This window comes from Salipiger pentaromativorans (assembly GCF_024721115.1).
Lineage (GTDB): Bacteria > Pseudomonadota > Alphaproteobacteria > Rhodobacterales > Rhodobacteraceae > Salipiger > Salipiger pentaromativorans.
Genome location: NZ_JAMDHK010000004.1, coordinates 306051 through 323014 on the forward strand (window position 1 = coordinate 306051; position 16964 = coordinate 323014).

Sequence of the window (16964 nt, forward strand, 5' to 3'; positions counted from 1 at the left end):
CTTTTTGGGGGGGCTTACTCCGAAGCCTCGCCCCCGCCCAGGCCGTGGACATAGGTCGCCACGGCGCGGATTTCCGCCTCGCTCAGATCGGCGCCGCCCATCGGCGGCATGATGCCGTAGCGGGCGTTGAACACGGTGTCGTGCAGCGTGTTGAAGTCGCCGCCATAGAGCCAGATCGCATCGGTCAGGTTCGGCGCGCCCTGGAAGCGGTCGCCGGTGCCGTCGGCGCCGTGGCAGGACGCGCAGTTGATGTCGAACACCTCGGCACCGGCCTCGACCAGCGACGCATTCTGCGGCTCTTCGCCCGAGAGCGTCATGACGAAGTTCACAACCTGGTTGATCTCTTCGTCGCTCAGCAACTCGTCACGCCCGAAGGCCGGCATCGCGGACTGGCGGATGTAGTCCACATCCGTGTCCTCGTTCCGGATCCCTGCGGTCACCGTGTAGTGGATGTCCTCGATCGTGCCGCCCCAGAGCCAGTCGTCGTCCAGCAGGTTGGGGTAGCCCTTGGCACCGGCCGCGCCCGAGCCGTGGCACTGGGCGCACCAGGTGCGGAACACCGCGGCGCCGGCGTTCAGCGCGTAGGTGTTCAGCTCCGGGTCGCTGGTGATCGCGGTCAGCTCGACCGAGGCGAGCCGCTCGTTGATCGGCGCCAGTTCGGCCTCGTGGTCCTTGATCGCCTGCTCCACATTGCCGCGGGTCGACCAGCCCAGCAGGCCGGCCGTCGCGGTTTTGATGCCCGGCCAGGCCGGGAAGGCGATGGAATAGCCCACGCCCCAGATGATGCAGGCGTAGAAGACCATTAGCCACCATTTCGGGAGCGGCTTGTTGTATTCCTGAATGCCGTCCCAGGAATGGCCCGTCGTCTCGTAGTCGAGATCGTCGTTCTTCTTGTTGTTGTCACTCATGTCCCGTCTCCTCAGTCCTGGGCGGGTTTGTCTTCATGCCGGAAGGGGATGTCGGCCACGTCCTTGTAGGTCTTGCGGCTGCCCGGGCGGAACGCCCAGACGATGACGCCGACGAAAAAGACGAACATGGCCAGCAGACCCCAGCTGTCTGCGAAATGCCGAAGCGCGTTATAGGTTTCATGTCCCATCACGCGGCCCTCAGCGGCTCGCATCCGGCTCGAAGGTCGAGAAATCGACCAGCGTGCCCAGCATCTGCAGATAGGCGATCAGCGCATCCAGTTCCGAGATCCCCGGCTGACCGTCGAAGTTGCGCACATTGGCGGTTTCGCCATAACGCTCCAGCAGCCCGTCATAATCGCTGTCCGGGTCGGATTGCGAGAGGAAGTCCTCATGCCCGGCTTCGATCATCTCGTCGGTATAGGGCACGCCCAGGAACTTGTGCGTTTTCATCAGGTCCTGGATGTACTCGCCGTCGATCAGCTTGGCTTCGAGAAAACCGTATTTCGGCATGACCGATTCCGGCACCACCGATTGCGGGTTGCGCAGGTGATCCACGTGCCATTCGTCCGAGTAGCGGCCGCCGACGCGGGCGAGGTCGGGCCCCGTCCGCTTCGAGCCCCACTGGAACGGGTGGTCGTATTGCGATTCCGCCGCCAGCGAGTAGTGGCCGTAACGCTCCACCTCGTCGCGCATCGGGCGGACCATCTGCGAGTGGCAGACATAGCAGCCCTCGCGGATGTAGATGTCGCGCCCCGCCAGTTCGAGCGGCGTGTAGGGACGCATGCCCTCCACCTCTTCGATGGTGTTTTCGAGGTAGAAAAGCGGCACGATCTGCACCAGGCCACCCACCGTCACCACGAGGAAGGCGAAGATCGACAGCAGCGTGATGTTCCGTTCAAGAACACCGTGTTTGTCGAGAATTCCCATAGTCTCGGCCCTCCTTATTCGGCCGGGGTGGCGTGAGCCGCGGCGGCGTCGGCTTCGACAGCCGGCGAACGTTTCACGGTCATCCAGAGGTTGTAGCACATGATGAGCGCACCGGTGATGTAGAGGCCGCCGCCGAGGGCACGCACCACATACATCGGGAACTTGGCGCGGACGGTGTCGGCGAAGGAGTTCACCAGGAAGCCGTTCGCATCCACTTCACGCCACATCAGGCCTTCCATGATGCCGGTCACCCACATGGACGCCGCGTAGAGCACGATGCCGATGGTGGCGAGCCAGAAGTGCCAGGAGACCATCGACAGCGAATAGAGCCGCTCGCGGTTCCAGAGCTTGGGCACGAGGAAGTAAAGCGCGCCGAAGGTGATCATGCCGTTCCAGCCCAGAGCGCCGGAGTGGACGTGGCCGATGGTCCAGTCGGTGTAGTGCGACAGCGAGTTCACCGCGCGGATCGACATCATCGGGCCTTCGAAGGTGGACATGCCGTAGAAGCCCACCGAGATCACCAGCATCCGCATGATGGGGTCGGTGCGCAGCTTGTCCCAGGCGCCCGAGAGGGTCATCAGGCCGTTGATCATGCCGCCCCAGGAGGGCATCCACAGGATGATCGAGAACACCATGCCGAGGGTCGAGGCCCAGTCGGGCAGGGCGGTGTAGTGCAGGTGGTGCGGGCCGGCCCAGATATAGATGAAGATCAGCGCCCAGAAGTGCACGATCGACAGCTTGTAGGAGAACACCGGACGTTCGGCCTGTTTCGGGACGAAGTAATACATCATGCCGAGGAAGCCTGCGGTCAGGAAGAAGCCCACCGCGTTATGGCCGTACCACCATTGCGTCATGGCATCCTGCACGCCCGAGAACACCTGCACCGATTTGGAACCCCAGATCGAGACCGGGATCGACAGGTTGTTGAAGACGTGCAGCATGGCGACGGTGATGATGAAGGACAGATAGAACCAGTTGGCCACGTAGATGTGGGGTTCTTTCCGCTTCACGATGGTGCCGATGAAGACCGCGAGATAGGCGAGCCAGACGATGGTCAGCCACCAGTCGGTCAGCCATTCGGGTTCGGCGTATTCCTTGGATTGGGTGGCGCCCAGCAGGTAGCCGGTGGCGGCCATCACGATGAAGAGCTGGTAGCCCCAGAACACGAACCAGGCGAGGTTGCCGCCCCAGAGGCGCGCGGCGCTGGTCCGCTGGACCACGTAGAACGAGGTCGCAATCAGCGCATTGCCGCCAAAGGCGAAAATCACCGCCGAGGTGTGCAGCGGGCGCAGCCGGCCAAAGTTCAGATAGCCCTGGGCCCAGTCGAAGTTGAGCACCGGGAAGGCGAGCTGCGAGGCGATATAGACACCGGCCGCGAAGCCGATAACGCCCCAAAAGCAGGTTGCGATCACACCGGCGCGCACGACGCCGTCGAGATACGACTTCTGGGCGACCGCGGCTGGTACGGGTTCATCGGTGCGGCGCAAGGTCCACAGGAACATGCCTGCAGCCACCAAAAAGATGATGATGGCATGAACCATGTAAGCCACATCTCGTGCATAATTGGCTGCGATCAGCGCAAATACCGCGATCACACCAAGCACGATGAGCTTGATATAGTTGATCATTGTTCGTCCCTTCGTCTTACCCACACGATTCGTGTGCCATGTGGGCGGTTTTAGACTGTCCGGTTAATGGGCATAAGCCTGCCCCTACTCCTTGATCTGTATCAAGGCTTTCCTGCCAGACCATTGACCATTGTCAAAGTGCGTCCATTCGCGCAGGCATAGAGTGTGGGGGAATGAGCGACTACCTGAGGAGACGAGAACCATGGGCTACAAAACGATTTTGACGGTTGTGACGGATGAAGCGCTGACCCAGCCGACGATCGACCATGCGGCCGCGATCGCCGAGGGGTGGGATGCGCATCTCGACGTGCTGTGCTTCGGCGTCGACAGGACCCAGACTGGCTATTACTACGCCGGTGCCAACGCCATGATATTGCAGGAAACAATCAGCCGGGCCACGGCGGATGCCGAAAAGCTCGCAGGGCTCGCCCGCGAGGCGCTGGGCCGGACCGAGGGCCGCTGGTCGGTCGAGGAAGGCGTCGCGCAGCTTGCCGATATCGGTCGTCATGTGGCCGGGCGGGCGCGTTTTGCCGATCTGGTGGTGCTGCCGAAACCCTATGGCAAGGAACATGGGGTAGAGCTGGAGCCGGTGACCGAGGGCGCGCTGTTCGAAGGTCAGACGCCGGTGCTGGTGGTGCCTGATTCTGTGGCGCCGAAGGCGGCCCCGTCGCGGGTGGTCATCGGCTGGAACGAGAGCAACGAGGCGCTGCGCTCGGTGCGGGCGGCACTGCCGCTGCTGAAGGGCGCGGACAACGTGCATGTGGCGGTGATCGACCCGCCGCAACACGGTCCGAACCGCTCGGATCCGGGCGGGGCGCTGTCGCAATACCTGTCGCGTCACGGCGTGAAGGCCGAGATCGACGTGTTGTCGAAAACCATGCCGCGCGTGTCCGACGTGCTGCGGCGGCATGTGCAGGACGTGAACGCCGACATGATCGTGATGGGCGCCTATGGCCATTCGCGGTTCCGCGAGGCGATCCTGGGCGGCGCGACGCGCAACATGCTGGAACAGGCCGACGTGCCGGTGTTCCTCGCCCATTGACCGGGCACTAGACGTTTCTCCATCGTTCGCAACTTGCGGCGCCTTCGGGCGCCGCTTTCTTATCCGATCGCCGCAAGGGCGGCGCGCAGCGCTTGCAGGTCGATGCCGGCCAGCGCCGCATCCAGCGCGTCGTGCTCCGCCCGCCAGACCGGCACGGCGCGTTTCAGCAGGTCGCGCCCGGCGAGGCTCAGCCGCAGCCTGCGGTTGCGTCGATCGTGGCGGTCGGCCAGGCTTTCCACCAGCCCGCGCCGCTCCAGCACCTTGAAGGCGGCGGTCAGCGTGGTGCGGTCCATCGCCAGGAAGGGCGCCAGGTCCGAAATGCGCGGCGGCTCGGGACGGTTGAGCGACATCAGGATCGAGAACTGCCCGTTGGTCAGCCCCAGCGGCTTCAGCGCCGTGTCGAAGCGCCGGGCCAGTTGCCGCGCGGCGCGCTGGACCTGGAGGCACAGGCAGCGGTCGCGCACCTCGAGCGTGGTGGAGAGGGGCAGCTCCGGGTCCAGCGCGTCTGTCATTCCGGGAAGGGCCCTGTGCGCCGGCGGGAAGGGGAGGCATCGCGGGCCGCGATGCCGCCCATGGCAAGGCCGCCAGGATCAGGCGAAGAGGCCGCCATCCGAATCGTCGCCGGCCTCGTCCAGCAGGCGGGTCATGTCGGGGATGGTGACGTGGCGCTTGCCCTCGAGCTCGATCACCCCGTCCTTTTTCAGCGCCGAGATCTGCCGGCTGACGGTTTCCAGCGTCAGCCCGAGGTAATCGGCCATGGCCTCGCGCGTCAGCGGCAGGTCGAAGACCAGCGTGCCGGTGGCGGTGCGCATGTTGATCGAGGCATCGCGCCGCGCGATGATCGACAGCAGCGAGGCGATCTTTTCGCGCGCGGTCTTGCGACCCAGAACCAGCATCCATTCGCGCGCGGCATCCAGCTCGTCCAGCGTCATCTCCAGCAGGCGCTGGGCGATATGCGGGGTCTGGCGCATCATCTCTTCGAAAGGGGATTTGCGGAAGCAGCACATCACCAGATCGGTCGTCGCCACCACGTCATAGGCGGCCGAGGTGCGGCCCGGACGGCCGACAAAATCGCTGGGCAGCAGCAGGCCCACCATCTGGGTGCGCCCGTCTTCCATGGTCTGCGTCAGCGTCGCGATTCCCGACACCACCGAGCCCACGAAATCCATCCGGTCGCCGGACCAGATCACCGTCTGTCCGGCTTCGAACTTGCGGTAATACTTGATTTCCTCGAGTCGCTCGAGCTCGTCGGATTCGCAGCGGGCACAGACGGCGCGATGCCGGATCGGGCAATCGGCGCATTCCTGCGAGATGGTGAGGCTGCGTTCGTTCAGCATAGTATGTTCACAGTCCTGTTAGCGGGCCACCCAAATCACCGGCTTGCCGGCTGTACTCTTGATCTGGGTCAAAGTTTCAACCCTCGCGCCTTTCTAAGTGTATGCGCATGATCACGCGAAAACAACTCTCCCGCCTGGGGCTCTTCGACGCGAAAGTGCCCCGGTACACCAGTTATCCGACCGCGCCGCATTTCTCGAATGCGGTGAGCCCGGGGGAGTTTGCCTCCTGGATCGAAGCGGTGCCGGAAACTGGCACGATTTCGCTGTACCTGCACGTGCCTTTCTGTCGCAGATTGTGCTGGTTCTGCGCCTGCCGGACGCAGGGCACCTCGACGCTGGCACCGGTCGAAACCTATGTCGAGACGCTGAAATCCGAGCTGGATCTCCTGAAGGCGCATCTCCCGCGCGGGGTCAGGCTGTCGCGGCTGCATTGGGGCGGCGGCACGCCGACCCTGCTGTCGCCGGATCTGATGCGCGGGTTGATCGACAAGGTGGCCGAGGTGGCCGATTTCGCCGAGGATGCGGAATTCTCGGTCGAGATCGACCCGAACGAGATCGACGGCGAGCGGCTGGACGTGCTGGCCGCCGGCGGCATGAACCGCGCCTCCATCGGGGTGCAGGATTTCGACGAGCAGATCCAGGAAACCATCGGCCGACCGCAGAGCTATGACGTGACCCGTGCCGCGGTCGAGATGATCCGCGAGCGTGGGGTGGCGAGCCTCAATGCCGATATTCTCTACGGTCTGCCGCATCAGAACCGCGCGCGGATCACCGAGACGGTGCAGAAGCTGCTGTCTTTCGCCCCCGACCGGGTGGCGCTTTACGGCTATGCGCATGTGCCGTGGATGGCCAAGCGCCAGCAGATGATCCCCGCCGACGCGCTGCCGACGCCTGCCGAACGGCTGGACCTGTTCGAGACCGCGCGGCGGCTGTTTGTCTGGGACGGCTATGCCGAGATCGGCATCGACCATTTCGCCACGCCCGACGACGGGCTGGCCATCGCGCAGAAGACCGGCAAGCTGCGGCGCAATTTCCAGGGTTATACCGACGACACCTCCGACGTGCTGATCGGGCTGGGCGCCTCGTCGATCTCGAAATTCCCGCAGGGCTATGCGCAGAACGCGCCGGCGACCTCGGCCTACACCGCGGCGATCCGCGAGGGGCGGTTCTCGACGGCGCGCGGCCATGCCTTCCGCGGCGACGACCGGCTGCGGGCGCGGATGATCGAGATGCTCATGTGCGATTTCCGCATCCGGGCCGCGGAACTGACGCGCGATTACGGCATTGCGGCTTCCGAGCTTCAGGCGATGTTCTCGCAGGTCAACGACGCGTTCGAGGGGCTTCTTGAGGTGACCGAGGACGGGCTTTTCATCCCGCCGGCGGCGCGTGCGCTGACCCGGATGGTCGCCCGCAGCTTCGACGCCTACGATCTCTCCAAGGCGGGTCATTCCTCGGCGATCTGATCGGGTTTCCAGCGCAGGAACTCGCCCGAGGCCGCGGCTTCGGGCGTTTCCGTCAGCAGCGCGTGGCGAAACGCCTTGCGGAACGCGTAGCGGGCGGGCAGCGAGGCCGGCTTGCAGGGCAGCGCTATGCGCGGCAGGGGCGAGCGCGGCGAGGCGGTGGTCGTGGTCAGAACCCCCAGGCAGCGCGTGTCCTCCGAGCCGGTCTCGTCGATCGGGAACCAGGGCTCCGGCACGAGGATTTCCACCCGTTCCACCGTGCGCCCCCGGCGCGAGGCGGGGCGGGGGATGCGCAGTTCGCCCCATTTGCAATAGGGCAGCTCGGTTTCGACCACCGCGCCCCAGGGCAGCCGCAGCCGGACCAGCCGCGTGCCGTTTTCGACCGAGGGCTGGTTGGTCGCCAGCCAGACGCGCACCGTGTCGCCTTCGGCGGCCGCCCAGGTGACGGCGCGCCAGCCGGTCCAGCGGCACGGGCCGAAATGCGGCATGACCTCGAGCGGGAACAGACCGTTGGGAGGCAGCGCCGGCACATTGTAGCCATGGGCCACCGCCAGCCGCGTCTCGAAGCGGTGATATTGCGGCGTGCCGGGGGCCATGCGGTAGGAATGCGCGCCCTCGGGAATATGGGTGATGTAGAACGACAGCTCGTCGATCCCCAGCTCTTCCGCCAGGGCGATGGCCTCGGTGATCTCTTCCGGGTCGTCGGTCCAGCGGTGCACGAGATAGCGCCACACGATCTCGGGGCGCGCGGCCCCGGCGGCGCGGCGCGCCTCGGCCACCCGGCGCAGCCCCTTGAGCGCGGTCGCCAGCCGGCCGCGCACATGGTATTTCTCATAGCTTTCCTGCCGCATGCCGCTGATCGTGAAGACGATGTTGTCCAGCCCTGCCGCGACGAGCTTTTCCGCGCGCTGCCCGGCAAGCGGGATGCCGTTGGTGCTGGTGACGATCCGCACGTCGGGGCAGGCGGCGCGGATGTCGGCGACCATCTCGACCGCCTCGCGATGCAGGAACGGGTCGCCGTAGTTGAAGAAATAGACCTCTTCCAGAGCGGGGGCGGCTTCGGCGACGAGACGTTGCAGGGCGCCACGGTCAAGATCCTCGGAGTCGCGCGTGCGGATCTCGGCGGCGTTGTTGGGGATGCAGGCGGCGTTGGGGCAGCGCAGGTTGCAGCGAATGGTCGATTCCACGATCAGCGCGCGGGGCAGCGCGGGGCGGGGCGACGGCCTGTCCTCCGGCATCGGCTGATAGAGCTGGCACTCGGCGCAGCGTCGCCCCTGCGCCAGCCCTTGCTGTAGGCGGGTGAACTCCGGGTTGGCGAAGATTTCGGTCAGGCTCTGGTCGTTGACATTGCCGAAGCTGCGCAGCGAATGCGGATCGTCGAGCCCGCAGGTGACATTCCCGTCCGCCAAAATCGTCAGGCTGCCCTCGATCCAGGGGCAGCGGTAGCGGTTGCTGTCCGAAGGCAGCATGGACGCGCTCGGCGCGGTGTCACGCCGGTTGAGCTTTTGCTGCAATCCAGAAAGCCCGGCGGCACCATCCATCATGGGCTGTCTCCCAGATACCCGAGGTCAAACACTGCGACATGGGAAACACGTCAAACCCCACCGCGAGTCCTCAACCTAACGCGGGGTCTGTCAGATGGCGATAGAGAAAGCTGCGGAAAACAGCTTTTGCGTGTATTCCGATTTCGGCGCCGCAAAGATCTCGGTGGCGTCGCCCATCTCGACCACATCGCCCTGTTTCATCACGATGACCTTGTGGCTCATGGCACGCACGACCTTGAGGTCGTGGCTGATGAACAGATAGGCCAGATCGTATTTGCGTTGCAGCTCGCGCAGCAGGTTCACGATCTGCACCTGAACGGTCATGTCCAGCGCCGAGGTCGGTTCGTCCAGAACCACCAGCCGGGGCCGCAGCACCATGGCGCGCGCAATCGCGATGCGCTGGCGCTGCCCGCCCGAGAACTCGTGCGGGTAACGGTGCTTGGTCGCCGGGTCGAGCCCCACCTCGCGCATCACCTCCTCCACCGCCTGGGCTGTGGGTTTGCCATCGGGCGAGCCGTGCACGCCCAGCCCCTCGGCGATGATCTGTTCGCAGGTCATGCGCGGGGAGAGCGAGCCGAACGGATCCTGAAACACGATCTGCATTTCCGAGCGCAGCCGCCGCAACTGCCGCGTGGACCAGCCGCGCACATCCTGCCCGCGATAGGTGATGCCGCCCTCAGACCCGATGAGCCGCATCACCGCCAGCGCCAGCGTCGTCTTGCCCGAACCGCTCTCGCCCACGATGCCCACGGTTTCGCCCGCGCGCACGGCAAAGCTGGCGTCGTTCACCGCCTTCACATAGCCCACGGTCTTTTTCAGGAAGCCGCGCTGGATCGGGAACCAGATCTTGAGATTGTCGGCCCGCGCGATCTCTTCCGCCTGCGGTGCCACCGGGTCGGGCAGGCCGGTGCTTTCGGCCGAAATCAACATCTGGGTATATGCGTGCTGCGGGTTGCCGAAGATCTCGGCGGTTTTGCCCTGTTCGACGATCTCGCCGTTTTTCATCACGCAGACCCGGTCGGCGAATTTGCGCACGATGTTCAGGTCATGGGTGATGAACAGCAGGCTCATATCCTCGGATTGCTTCAGCTCGGCCAGCAGCTCGAGGATTTGCGCCTGAATCGTCACGTCGAGCGCGGTGGTGGGTTCGTCGGCGATCAGCAGATCGGGCCCGTTGGCGAGGGCCATGGCGATCATCACCCGCTGCCGCTGCCCGCCGGACAACTGGTGCGGATAGGCCGACAGGCGGCTTTCGGGATCGCGGATGCCCACCTTGGTCAGCAGATCCACGATCCGGGCGCGGGCCTTGTCGCCGGTCAGCCCCTGGTGCAGCGCAATGCTTTCGCCAAGCTGCTTTTCGAGCGTGTGCAGCGGGTTGAGCGAGGTCATCGGCTCCTGAAAGATGAAGCTGATGTCATTGCCCCGCACCTGGCGTAGCAGCTTGTCGGGCGCGCCGATCATCTCCCTCCCTTTATAGAGGACAGAGCCCTCGACCCGCGCGGCATCGCCCAGCAGCGAGACGGTGGAGAGCGCGGTCACGGATTTGCCCGAGCCGCTTTCGCCCACCAGCGCCAGCGTCTCGCCTTTTTCGAGGGTGAAGCTCACGCCTTTGACGGCACGGCTCAGCTTGCCGTCCTGGGAAAAGCTGACGGCGAGGTTTTTGACCTCCAGAAGCGCAGTCATGAGAAGGTCTTTCTCGGGTCGAAGGCATCGCGCACGCCTTCGAAGATGAAGACCAGCAGGGAGAGCATCAGCGCGAAGACGGTGAAGGCGGTGAAGGCGAGCCAGGGGGCTTGCAGGTTCTGCTTGGCCTGAAGCGTCAGCTCCCCCAGCGACGGCGCCGAGGAGGGCAGGCCGAAGCCGAGGAAGTCGAGCCCGGCCAGCGTCGAGATCGTGCCGGTGACGATGAAGGGCAGCATGGTCAGCGTGGCCACCATGGCGTTGGGCAGCATGTGGCGGAACATGATCGTCATGTTCGACACACCCAGCGCCTTGGCCGCGCGCACATATTCGAGGTTGCGCGCGCGCAGGAACTCGGCCCGCACCACACCGACAAGCGCGGTCCAGCCGAAGAGCACGGTGAGGATCACCAGCAGCCAGAAGCTGCGCCCGAGGATCGCGAAGAGGATGATGATCACGTAAAGCGAGGGCGTGGCCGACCAGATCTCGATCACCCGCTGGAAGATGAGGTCGAGCCAGCCGCCGAAATAGCCTTGGAGCGCGCCGGCGACGACGCCGATGAGCGAGGCGCAGACCGTCACGATCAGAGTGAAGAGGATCGACAGGCGGAAGCCGTAGATGACCCGCGCGGCCACGTCGCGCTTGGTGTCGTCGGTGCCGAGCCAGTTCTGCGCGTTGGGGGGCAGGGGGGCGGCGCCGGGGCGGTCGACGGGCGTGTTGAAGCTGTAGGGGATGAGCGGCCAGACCATCCATCCCTTCCGGAAATCGCCCTCGAGAACCATGCCCTGGTCGACCGCTTCCATCAGCCCGTCGGGATCGTCGAAACAGGTCTCGAGCCCGCCGGTGCGGATCAGGCATTGCACCTCGGGGTCGCGATAGACCGCCTCGGTGCGGAAATCGCCGCCGAAGGCCGTTTCCGGGTAGAACTGGAAGATCGGCATGCGCAGCTCGCCGCGATAGCTGACTAGGATCGGTTTGTCGTTGGCGATGAATTCGGCAAAGAGCGAGGCGACAAAGAGGATCAGGAAGATCACCAGCGACCAGAAGGCGCGGCCGTTGCGGCGGAAGTTGCGCCAGCGGCGCCGGTTCAGCGGCGAGAGCGCGAAGCGGCCGGGTTTCGGCTGGGGCTCGACGGAGATTCCCGGCTCGGGCTGGGGGCGGATGCCTCCTCCGCCCTCGCGGCCGTCATCGGTGCGGTAGGGATCGGGCTCGTAGCTCATCTCAGCCCTCCCGCTTTTCGAAGTCGATGCGCGGATCGACGATCACATACATCAGATCCGAGAGGATTCCGACCACCAGCCCGATCAGCCCGAAGATGAAGAGCGTGCCGAAGATCACCGGGTAATCGCGCGCCACCGCCGCCTCGAAGCCGAGCCGCCCAAGACCGTCGAGCGAGAAGATCGTCTCGATGATCAGCGAGCCCGAGAAGAACACGCCGATGAACACCGCCGGAAAGCCCGCGATGACGATCAGCATGGCATTGCGGAAGACATGGCCGTAAAGCACCCGCCGTTCGGTCAGCCCCTTGGCGCGGGCGGTCATGACGTAGTGTTTCTTGATCTCGTCGAGAAAGCTGTTCTTGGTCAGCAGCGTCAGCGTGGCGAAGGCTGCGATGGTCGAGGCGACCACCGGCAGTGTGATATGCCAGAAATAGTCGGCGATCTTCATGGGCCAGCTCAGGCTGTCCCAATTGTCAGAGGTGAGCCCCCGCAGCGGGAAGATCTGCCAGTAGGAGCCGCCCGCAAACAGTACAAGCAGCAGGATGGCGAAGAGGAAGCCGGGGATGGCATAGGCCACGATGATGGCTCCGCTCGTCCAGGTGTCGAAGGCGCTGCCATCCTTCACCGCCTTGCGGATGCCCAGCGGGATCGAGACGATATAGGCGATCAGCGTCGACCAGAGCCCCAGCGAGATCGACACCGGCATCTTCTCGAGCACCAGGTCGATGACCGAGATCGAGCGGAAATAGCTCTCGCCGAAATCGAGCCGCATGTAATTCCACAGCATTCCGAAGAAGCGTTCGACCGGCGGCTTGTCGAAGCCGAATTCCTTTTCCAGCTCGGCGATGAAATCCGGCGGCAGCCCGCGCGCGCCGGCATAGTCGTCGGACCCGCCGCCGCCCGAGGCAACCTCGCCGCCGCCGCCCGCAAAGCCCTCGAACACATCGCCCTGACCCTGCATCTGGGCGATGATCTGCTCGATGGGACCGCCGGGGACAAATTGCACCAGGGTGAAGTTGATGATCATGATCCCCAGCAGCGTGGGAATGATGAGCAGCAGTCGTCTTAGGATATAGGCGCCCATGGCCGGCTTACAGCGCTCCTTCGGCGCGCAGCTTGGCGGCCTTGTCCTCGTTCCACCACCACAGCGACATCACCCCCAGCCCATAGGGCGGCGGGGTGTCGGTATAGGGCCGATCGTAGAGGTCGAGATAGGCGATGTTGTGCACGCCCTTGTACCATTGCGGCGCCCAGATATGCATCGCCCGCAGCACCCGGTCGAGCGCGTGAACGGCGGTGGTCAGCTCTTCGCGGCTCTTGGCATCGGCGATGACGCGGATCAGCGTATCGACCCCTTCGTTCTTCAGCCCTGCCACATTGGCCGAGCCCGGCACATCCGCGGTTTCGGAGCCGAAGACCGAGCGCAGCTCGTCGCCCGGTGTCTGGCTCATGGCGAAGCGCTGGGTGACGATGTCGTATTCGAAATTCTTCTCGCGCTCCTGCGCCTCGGCGGCATCGACCCGGTTGGCCTTGGCCTCGATGCCAAGCCGTTTGAGATTCTCGATATAGGGGTTGATGATCCGCTCGAAGCTGGGGCTGTCGTTCAGCACCTCGATGGTCAGCCGCGCGCCGTCCTTGTAGCGGAACCCGTCGTCGCCGACCTCCCAGCCGGCATCGGACAGCAGCCGCCCGGCCTGGCGCAGCGTGCGGCGGTCGGCCAGCTCGGTCGCGCTGGAGGTGGCGGGCACAAAGGCCGGTTCGGTGAAGACCGTCTCGGGGATATAGGCGCGGATCGGTTCCAGCAGCGCCAGCTCCGCCTCCGAGGGCATCCCTTCGGCCTGAAGCGTGGGGGAGTTCTCCCAGAAGCTATCGGTGCGCTCGTAGAGCCCGTAGAACAGGCTCTCGTTCGACCATTCGAAGTTGAAGGCCATGCCGATGGCCTCACGCACGCGGGGATCCTGAAACTTCTCGCGGCGCATGTTGTAAAAGAACCCCTGGGTGCCGGCGGGGCGCCCGTCGGGCAGGTCTTCGACCTTCACATGGCCTTCGGCGATGGCGGGGAAATCGTAGCCCGTCGCCCAGAGCTTGGAGAGAAACTCCTCGCGATAGGTATAGGCGCCGCCCTTGAAGGCTTCGAAGGCGGTGGTGTAATCGGCGAAATACTCCACCCGCAGCACGTCGAAATTGTTCGACCCGATGCTGACCGGCAGATCCTTGGCCCAGTAATCCTCGCGCCGCTTGTAGGCGACCGACCGGCCCGGATCGACGCTCAGCAACTCATAGGGGCCCGAGCCCATCGGCGGTTCCAGGCTGCTTTCGGCGAAATCGCGGGTCTCGTAATAGGCCTTGGAAAAGATCGGCAGGCCACCGGCGGTCATCAGCAGCTCGCGCAGCGGGCCATCCGGGTTGAAGGTGAATTTCACCGTATGTGCGTCCAACGCCTCGGCCTTGAGGATGTCCTTGAACTGCACCTTGAAACTGGGCAGACCCTTTTCCACCAGGATCTCGAAGGAAAACACCACATCCTCGGCGGTGAGCGGCGTGCCGTCCCGGAACATCGCCTCGGGCCGCATGTGGAAGGTGATCCATTCGCGGCTTTCGGGGTATTCGACGCTTTCGGCGACCAGCCCGTACATGGTGTCGGGTTCGTCCAGTGTGCCGGTCAGCAGGCTGTCGTAGAAGACCGAGGACATCGAGGCCGCGTTGCCCTTGAGGATATAGGGGGTGAGGCTGTCGAAGGTGCCGAAGGCCCAGGTCGACATCTCGCCGCCCTTGGGGGCGTCGGGGTTCACATAGTCGAAATAGGGAAAGTCCGGCGGGTATTTGAGCTCGCCGAAGGACGAGACGCCATGCGCTGTGAGGATCTTGTCGCCGTCCTGGGCGAATGCCGCGGGGGCCGCGAGCGCGAGGCCCAGGGCAAGAGCGGCGGTGCCGAAGAGGCGGGCGGGTCGGAAGCTGGCGGCGCGGGACGTCGTCCGGTTCATATGGTCTCCCCTGAATGGCGGCCTTTGGGTCTCTGCCGTTTGCGTTAAGCTAAGAGCGCGGAGCGTCCACATTCAAGCGATGTTTGCTAGAGTTTACGTGAACGTGCGCGATTGTGCCTTGTGCCGGGGCGCCGGAATCGAAAAGGGCCACGGTTTGCCGCGGCCCTTTCGTATACGAGGCGGTACGCCGGATCAGCCGCCGAGGCTGTCCAGATAGGCGATCAGGTTCACGCGGTCGGCGGGTTTCTTCAGGCCGGCGAAGCTCATGATCGTGCCCGGGGCCGCACCCTTGGGGTTTTCCAGGAAGTGGAAGAGGTTTTCCGGGGTCCAGGTGTCGCCGACCTGCAGCAGCGCGCCGGAATAGCCGAAGCCGTCCACCGCGTCGATGGCGCGGCCAACCACGCCGTCCAGATGCGGACCGGTGGCGTTCGAACCGTCGATCTTGTGGCAGGCGCGGCACTTGCCGAACACCTTCTCGCCCTTCGCGGCATCGGCGGAGGCCATCAGCGTGGCGAAATCCATCGGCGCTTCTTCTTCTGCCGCGCCGCCGTCGCCGCCGGTGTCGATCACGTAAGAGGCAACCTGTTCGCCGCCATGTCCGCCACCCATGCTGTAAAGCGAGGTGCCGACCCAGTTGCCGAGCAGGAAAATCAGGAGAGCGCCGCAAACGCCGCCCACCGCCTTGGTAATCGTCATCGTGTCAAGCATGTGTCGCGTGTCCCAAAGATGTCCGTCGCGCGGGTGTCTACGGCTTCCCTTGCCGTCTGGCAAGGTATAGAAGCCGCGACCAACCGCGCGCAAGGGTTCTTGCGGCGAAAATGAAACGGAAGAGACCATGACCAACCGCATCGCTTTCCAGGGGGAACCAGGGGCTTACTCGCATCAGGCATGCCGCGAGGCGCGTCCCGACATGGAGGCGCTGCCCTGTCACACTTTCGAAGATGTGATCGCCGCGGTGCGCTCGGGCGAGGCGCGGCTGGCCATGCTGCCGGTGGAAAACACCACCTATGGCCGGGTTGCCGACATTCACCGCCTGCTGCCCGCAAGCGGGCTGAAAATTCTCGATGAGGCCTTTGTCCGGGTGCATATCAGCCTGATGGCGCTGCCGGGCGTGAAGCTGGAAGAGCTGGAGAAGGTGCGCGCGCATCTGGTGCTGATTCCCCAGGCGGCGAGCTTTCTGTCGCAATACGGCATCATCGGCGAGGCGGCGGCGGACAGCGCCGGCGCGGCGGCGGAGCTGGCGGCGGAGCAGACGCGCGAGATCGGGGTTCTGGCATCCGATCTTGCCGCCGAGACCTACGGGCTCGAAATCCTGGCCCAGCATATCGAGGATCACGCGCATAACACCACGCGCTTCCTGATCATGGGGGAAGAGGCCGATTTCTCGCGCCGGGGCGATCATGGCATGATGACCACCTTCATTTTTCAGGTGCGCAACATTCCGGCCGCGCTTTACAAGGCGATGGGCGGCTTCGCGACCAATGGCGTGAACATGACCAAGCTGGAAAGCTATATGGCCGACGGCTCGTTCACCGCGACGCAGTTCTATGCGGATATCGAGGGGCATCCCGACGATCCGGCGGTGCGGCGCGCGCTGGAGGAGCTGGACTACTTCACCGAGAAACTCGAAATCCTGGGGGTCTATCCGCGCGATCCGCGGCGCGACTGATCCCGGGCGAAGGGGGCTGAAGATGCACGACACGGAGATTCTCGCACGGGTGCGGGCCACCGGGGCGCGGCGGGTGATCGGCGTGGGCACGCTGGGGCTGCTCGGGGCGCTGCTGCTTTGGCTCGCGGTGGCCGAACCGCCCGCGACGGTGCTTTGGCAGGGGTTCCTGATTCTGCTGGGGGCGGCGGCGCTCTGGCTGGCGCAGGTCATGTGGCGCTCGACCGGGCGCGAGCTGCTGCTGACGGAAGAGGCGCTTTGCGACAGCACGGGCGCGGTACTGGCGCGGATCGACGAGATCGCCCGGGTCGACCGTTCGATGTTCGCGATGAAGCCCTCGAACGGTTTTCTCATCCAGCTCCGGACGCCGGGCACCGCAGCCTGGCAGCCGGGGCTCTGGTGGCGCCTCGGGCGCCGGGTGGCCGTGGGCGGGGTGACCGCCGGCCGCGATACCAAGCCGTTGGCCGATGCGTTGTCGCTGCTGGTCGCCCGGCGCGACGGGGCCCTGCCGCCGCAGTGACGGCAAGGCGCTGAAAACCGAACCGGGCGCGCCTTAGGCGCGGCCGGT

The 16964-nt window shown here is 64.8% G+C and carries 16 protein-coding genes; 4 read left to right on the top strand and 12 right to left on the bottom strand.

Annotation, left to right across the window (positions count from 1 at the left end; genetic code table 11):
- Positions 1 to 14: 14 nt before the first annotated feature.
- From ccoP to ccoN, 4 genes are read right to left on the bottom strand one after another with little or no spacing between them, the layout of a single operon-like run.
- A complete protein-coding gene (ccoP, locus tag M4578_RS09800; RefSeq protein ID WP_258093266.1) occupies positions 15 to 908 on the bottom strand; it encodes a cytochrome-c oxidase, cbb3-type subunit III in 894 nt (297 codons plus the stop codon).
- Positions 909 to 919: 11 nt separating this feature from the next.
- Entirely contained in the window at positions 920 to 1096 is a 177-nt protein-coding gene (locus M4578_RS09805) for a cbb3-type cytochrome c oxidase subunit 3 (protein WP_258093267.1), read from the bottom strand.
- 10 nt (positions 1097 to 1106) lie between these two features.
- Positions 1107 to 1835, bottom strand: coding sequence for a cytochrome-c oxidase, cbb3-type subunit II (gene ccoO / locus M4578_RS09810; protein WP_258093268.1), 729 nt, complete (start codon positions 1833 to 1835; stop codon positions 1107 to 1109).
- Between the two features lie 14 nt (positions 1836 to 1849).
- Entirely contained in the window at positions 1850 to 3463 is a 1614-nt protein-coding gene (gene ccoN / locus M4578_RS09815) for a cytochrome-c oxidase, cbb3-type subunit I (RefSeq protein WP_258093269.1), read from the bottom strand.
- 202 nt (positions 3464 to 3665) lie between these two features.
- Here ccoN and M4578_RS09820 point away from each other — a divergent pair, with 202 nt between their 5' ends.
- Positions 3666 to 4505 (top strand): universal stress protein, encoded by an 840-nt coding sequence (locus M4578_RS09820; protein WP_258093270.1) that lies wholly within the window; start codon positions 3666 to 3668, stop codon positions 4503 to 4505.
- A 59-nt stretch (positions 4506 to 4564) separates the two neighbouring features.
- On the opposite strand, the gene M4578_RS09825 is transcribed toward M4578_RS09820, so the two are convergent.
- Positions 4565 to 5017 (bottom strand): MarR family winged helix-turn-helix transcriptional regulator, encoded by a 453-nt coding sequence (locus M4578_RS09825; protein WP_258093271.1) that lies wholly within the window; start codon positions 5015 to 5017, stop codon positions 4565 to 4567.
- 78 nt (positions 5018 to 5095) lie between these two features.
- Entirely contained in the window at positions 5096 to 5842 is a 747-nt protein-coding gene (gene fnrL / locus M4578_RS09830; protein ID WP_258093272.1) for a transcriptional regulator FnrL, read from the bottom strand.
- Positions 5843 to 5949: 107 nt separating this feature from the next.
- On the opposite strand from fnrL, the gene hemN reads away from it, so the two are divergent.
- Positions 5950 to 7305: an oxygen-independent coproporphyrinogen III oxidase gene (hemN, locus tag M4578_RS09835; RefSeq protein ID WP_258093273.1), complete on the top strand. Its 1356-nt coding sequence runs from the start codon at positions 5950 to 5952 to the stop codon at positions 7303 to 7305.
- On the opposite strand, the gene M4578_RS09840 is transcribed toward hemN, so the two are convergent.
- From M4578_RS09840 to M4578_RS09865, 6 genes are all read right to left on the bottom strand, one after another.
- Positions 7287 to 8846: a radical SAM protein gene (locus tag M4578_RS09840; protein WP_258093274.1), complete on the bottom strand. Its 1560-nt coding sequence runs from the start codon at positions 8844 to 8846 to the stop codon at positions 7287 to 7289. The genes hemN and M4578_RS09840 overlap by 19 nt on opposite strands.
- 90 nt (positions 8847 to 8936) lie before the next feature.
- Complete coding sequence (locus M4578_RS09845; protein WP_258093275.1) at positions 8937 to 10529, bottom strand: ABC transporter ATP-binding protein; 1593 nt, start codon at positions 10527 to 10529, stop codon at positions 8937 to 8939.
- Positions 10526 to 11746, bottom strand: coding sequence for an ABC transporter permease (locus M4578_RS09850; protein WP_258093276.1), 1221 nt, complete (start codon positions 11744 to 11746; stop codon positions 10526 to 10528). The genes M4578_RS09845 and M4578_RS09850 overlap by 4 nt, the downstream gene beginning before the upstream one ends.
- Before the next feature lies 1 nt (position 11747).
- Positions 11748 to 12830, bottom strand: a complete 1083-nt coding sequence (locus M4578_RS09855; RefSeq protein ID WP_258093277.1) for a microcin C ABC transporter permease YejB — start codon at positions 12828 to 12830, stop codon at positions 11748 to 11750.
- 7 nt (positions 12831 to 12837) lie between these two features.
- Positions 12838 to 14730: an extracellular solute-binding protein gene (locus M4578_RS09860; RefSeq protein ID WP_258093278.1), complete on the bottom strand. Its 1893-nt coding sequence runs from the start codon at positions 14728 to 14730 to the stop codon at positions 12838 to 12840.
- 192 nt (positions 14731 to 14922) lie between these two features.
- Complete coding sequence (locus M4578_RS09865; RefSeq protein WP_258093279.1) at positions 14923 to 15438, bottom strand: c-type cytochrome; 516 nt, start codon at positions 15436 to 15438, stop codon at positions 14923 to 14925.
- 127 nt (positions 15439 to 15565) lie between these two features.
- Here M4578_RS09865 and M4578_RS09870 point away from each other — a divergent pair, with 127 nt between their 5' ends.
- Together M4578_RS09870 and M4578_RS09875 are read left to right on the top strand one after the other, a co-directional pair.
- Positions 15566 to 16399, top strand: a complete 834-nt coding sequence (locus M4578_RS09870; RefSeq protein WP_258093280.1) for a prephenate dehydratase — start codon at positions 15566 to 15568, stop codon at positions 16397 to 16399.
- Between the two features lie 22 nt (positions 16400 to 16421).
- The gene (locus M4578_RS09875; protein WP_258093281.1) at positions 16422 to 16916 is read left to right on the top strand and encodes a hypothetical protein; all 495 of its coding nucleotides are present in this window, start codon (positions 16422 to 16424) and stop codon (positions 16914 to 16916) included.
- The last annotated feature ends 48 nt before the right edge of the window (positions 16917 to 16964 follow it).

What these genes read in the sequence shown, in the direction of transcription:
- ccoP (WP_258093266.1), bottom strand. Translation starts at nt 908, where the DNA reads ATGAGTGACAACAACAAGAAGAACGACGATCTCGACTACGAGACGACG.
- M4578_RS09805 (WP_258093267.1), bottom strand. Translation starts at nt 1,096, where the DNA reads ATGGGACATGAAACCTATAACGCGCTTCGGCATTTCGCAGACAGCTGG.
- ccoO (WP_258093268.1), bottom strand. Translation starts at nt 1,835, where the DNA reads ATGGGAATTCTCGACAAACACGGTGTTCTTGAACGGAACATCACGCTG.
- ccoN (WP_258093269.1), bottom strand. Translation starts at nt 3,463, where the DNA reads ATGATCAACTATATCAAGCTCATCGTGCTTGGTGTGATCGCGGTATTT.
- M4578_RS09820 (WP_258093270.1), top strand. Translation starts at nt 3,666, where the DNA reads ATGGGCTACAAAACGATTTTGACGGTTGTGACGGATGAAGCGCTGACC.
- M4578_RS09825 (WP_258093271.1), bottom strand. Translation starts at nt 5,017, where the DNA reads ATGACAGACGCGCTGGACCCGGAGCTGCCCCTCTCCACCACGCTCGAG.
- fnrL (WP_258093272.1), bottom strand. Translation starts at nt 5,842, where the DNA reads ATGCTGAACGAACGCAGCCTCACCATCTCGCAGGAATGCGCCGATTGC.
- hemN (WP_258093273.1), top strand. Translation starts at nt 5,950, where the DNA reads ATGATCACGCGAAAACAACTCTCCCGCCTGGGGCTCTTCGACGCGAAA.
- M4578_RS09840 (WP_258093274.1), bottom strand. Translation starts at nt 8,846, where the DNA reads ATGATGGATGGTGCCGCCGGGCTTTCTGGATTGCAGCAAAAGCTCAAC.
- M4578_RS09845 (WP_258093275.1), bottom strand. Translation starts at nt 10,529, where the DNA reads ATGACTGCGCTTCTGGAGGTCAAAAACCTCGCCGTCAGCTTTTCCCAG.
- M4578_RS09850 (WP_258093276.1), bottom strand. Translation starts at nt 11,746, where the DNA reads ATGAGCTACGAGCCCGATCCCTACCGCACCGATGACGGCCGCGAGGGC.
- M4578_RS09855 (WP_258093277.1), bottom strand. Translation starts at nt 12,830, where the DNA reads ATGGGCGCCTATATCCTAAGACGACTGCTGCTCATCATTCCCACGCTG.
- M4578_RS09860 (WP_258093278.1), bottom strand. Translation starts at nt 14,730, where the DNA reads ATGAACCGGACGACGTCCCGCGCCGCCAGCTTCCGACCCGCCCGCCTC.
- M4578_RS09865 (WP_258093279.1), bottom strand. Translation starts at nt 15,438, where the DNA reads ATGCTTGACACGATGACGATTACCAAGGCGGTGGGCGGCGTTTGCGGC.
- M4578_RS09870 (WP_258093280.1), top strand. Translation starts at nt 15,566, where the DNA reads ATGACCAACCGCATCGCTTTCCAGGGGGAACCAGGGGCTTACTCGCAT.
- M4578_RS09875 (WP_258093281.1), top strand. Translation starts at nt 16,422, where the DNA reads ATGCACGACACGGAGATTCTCGCACGGGTGCGGGCCACCGGGGCGCGG.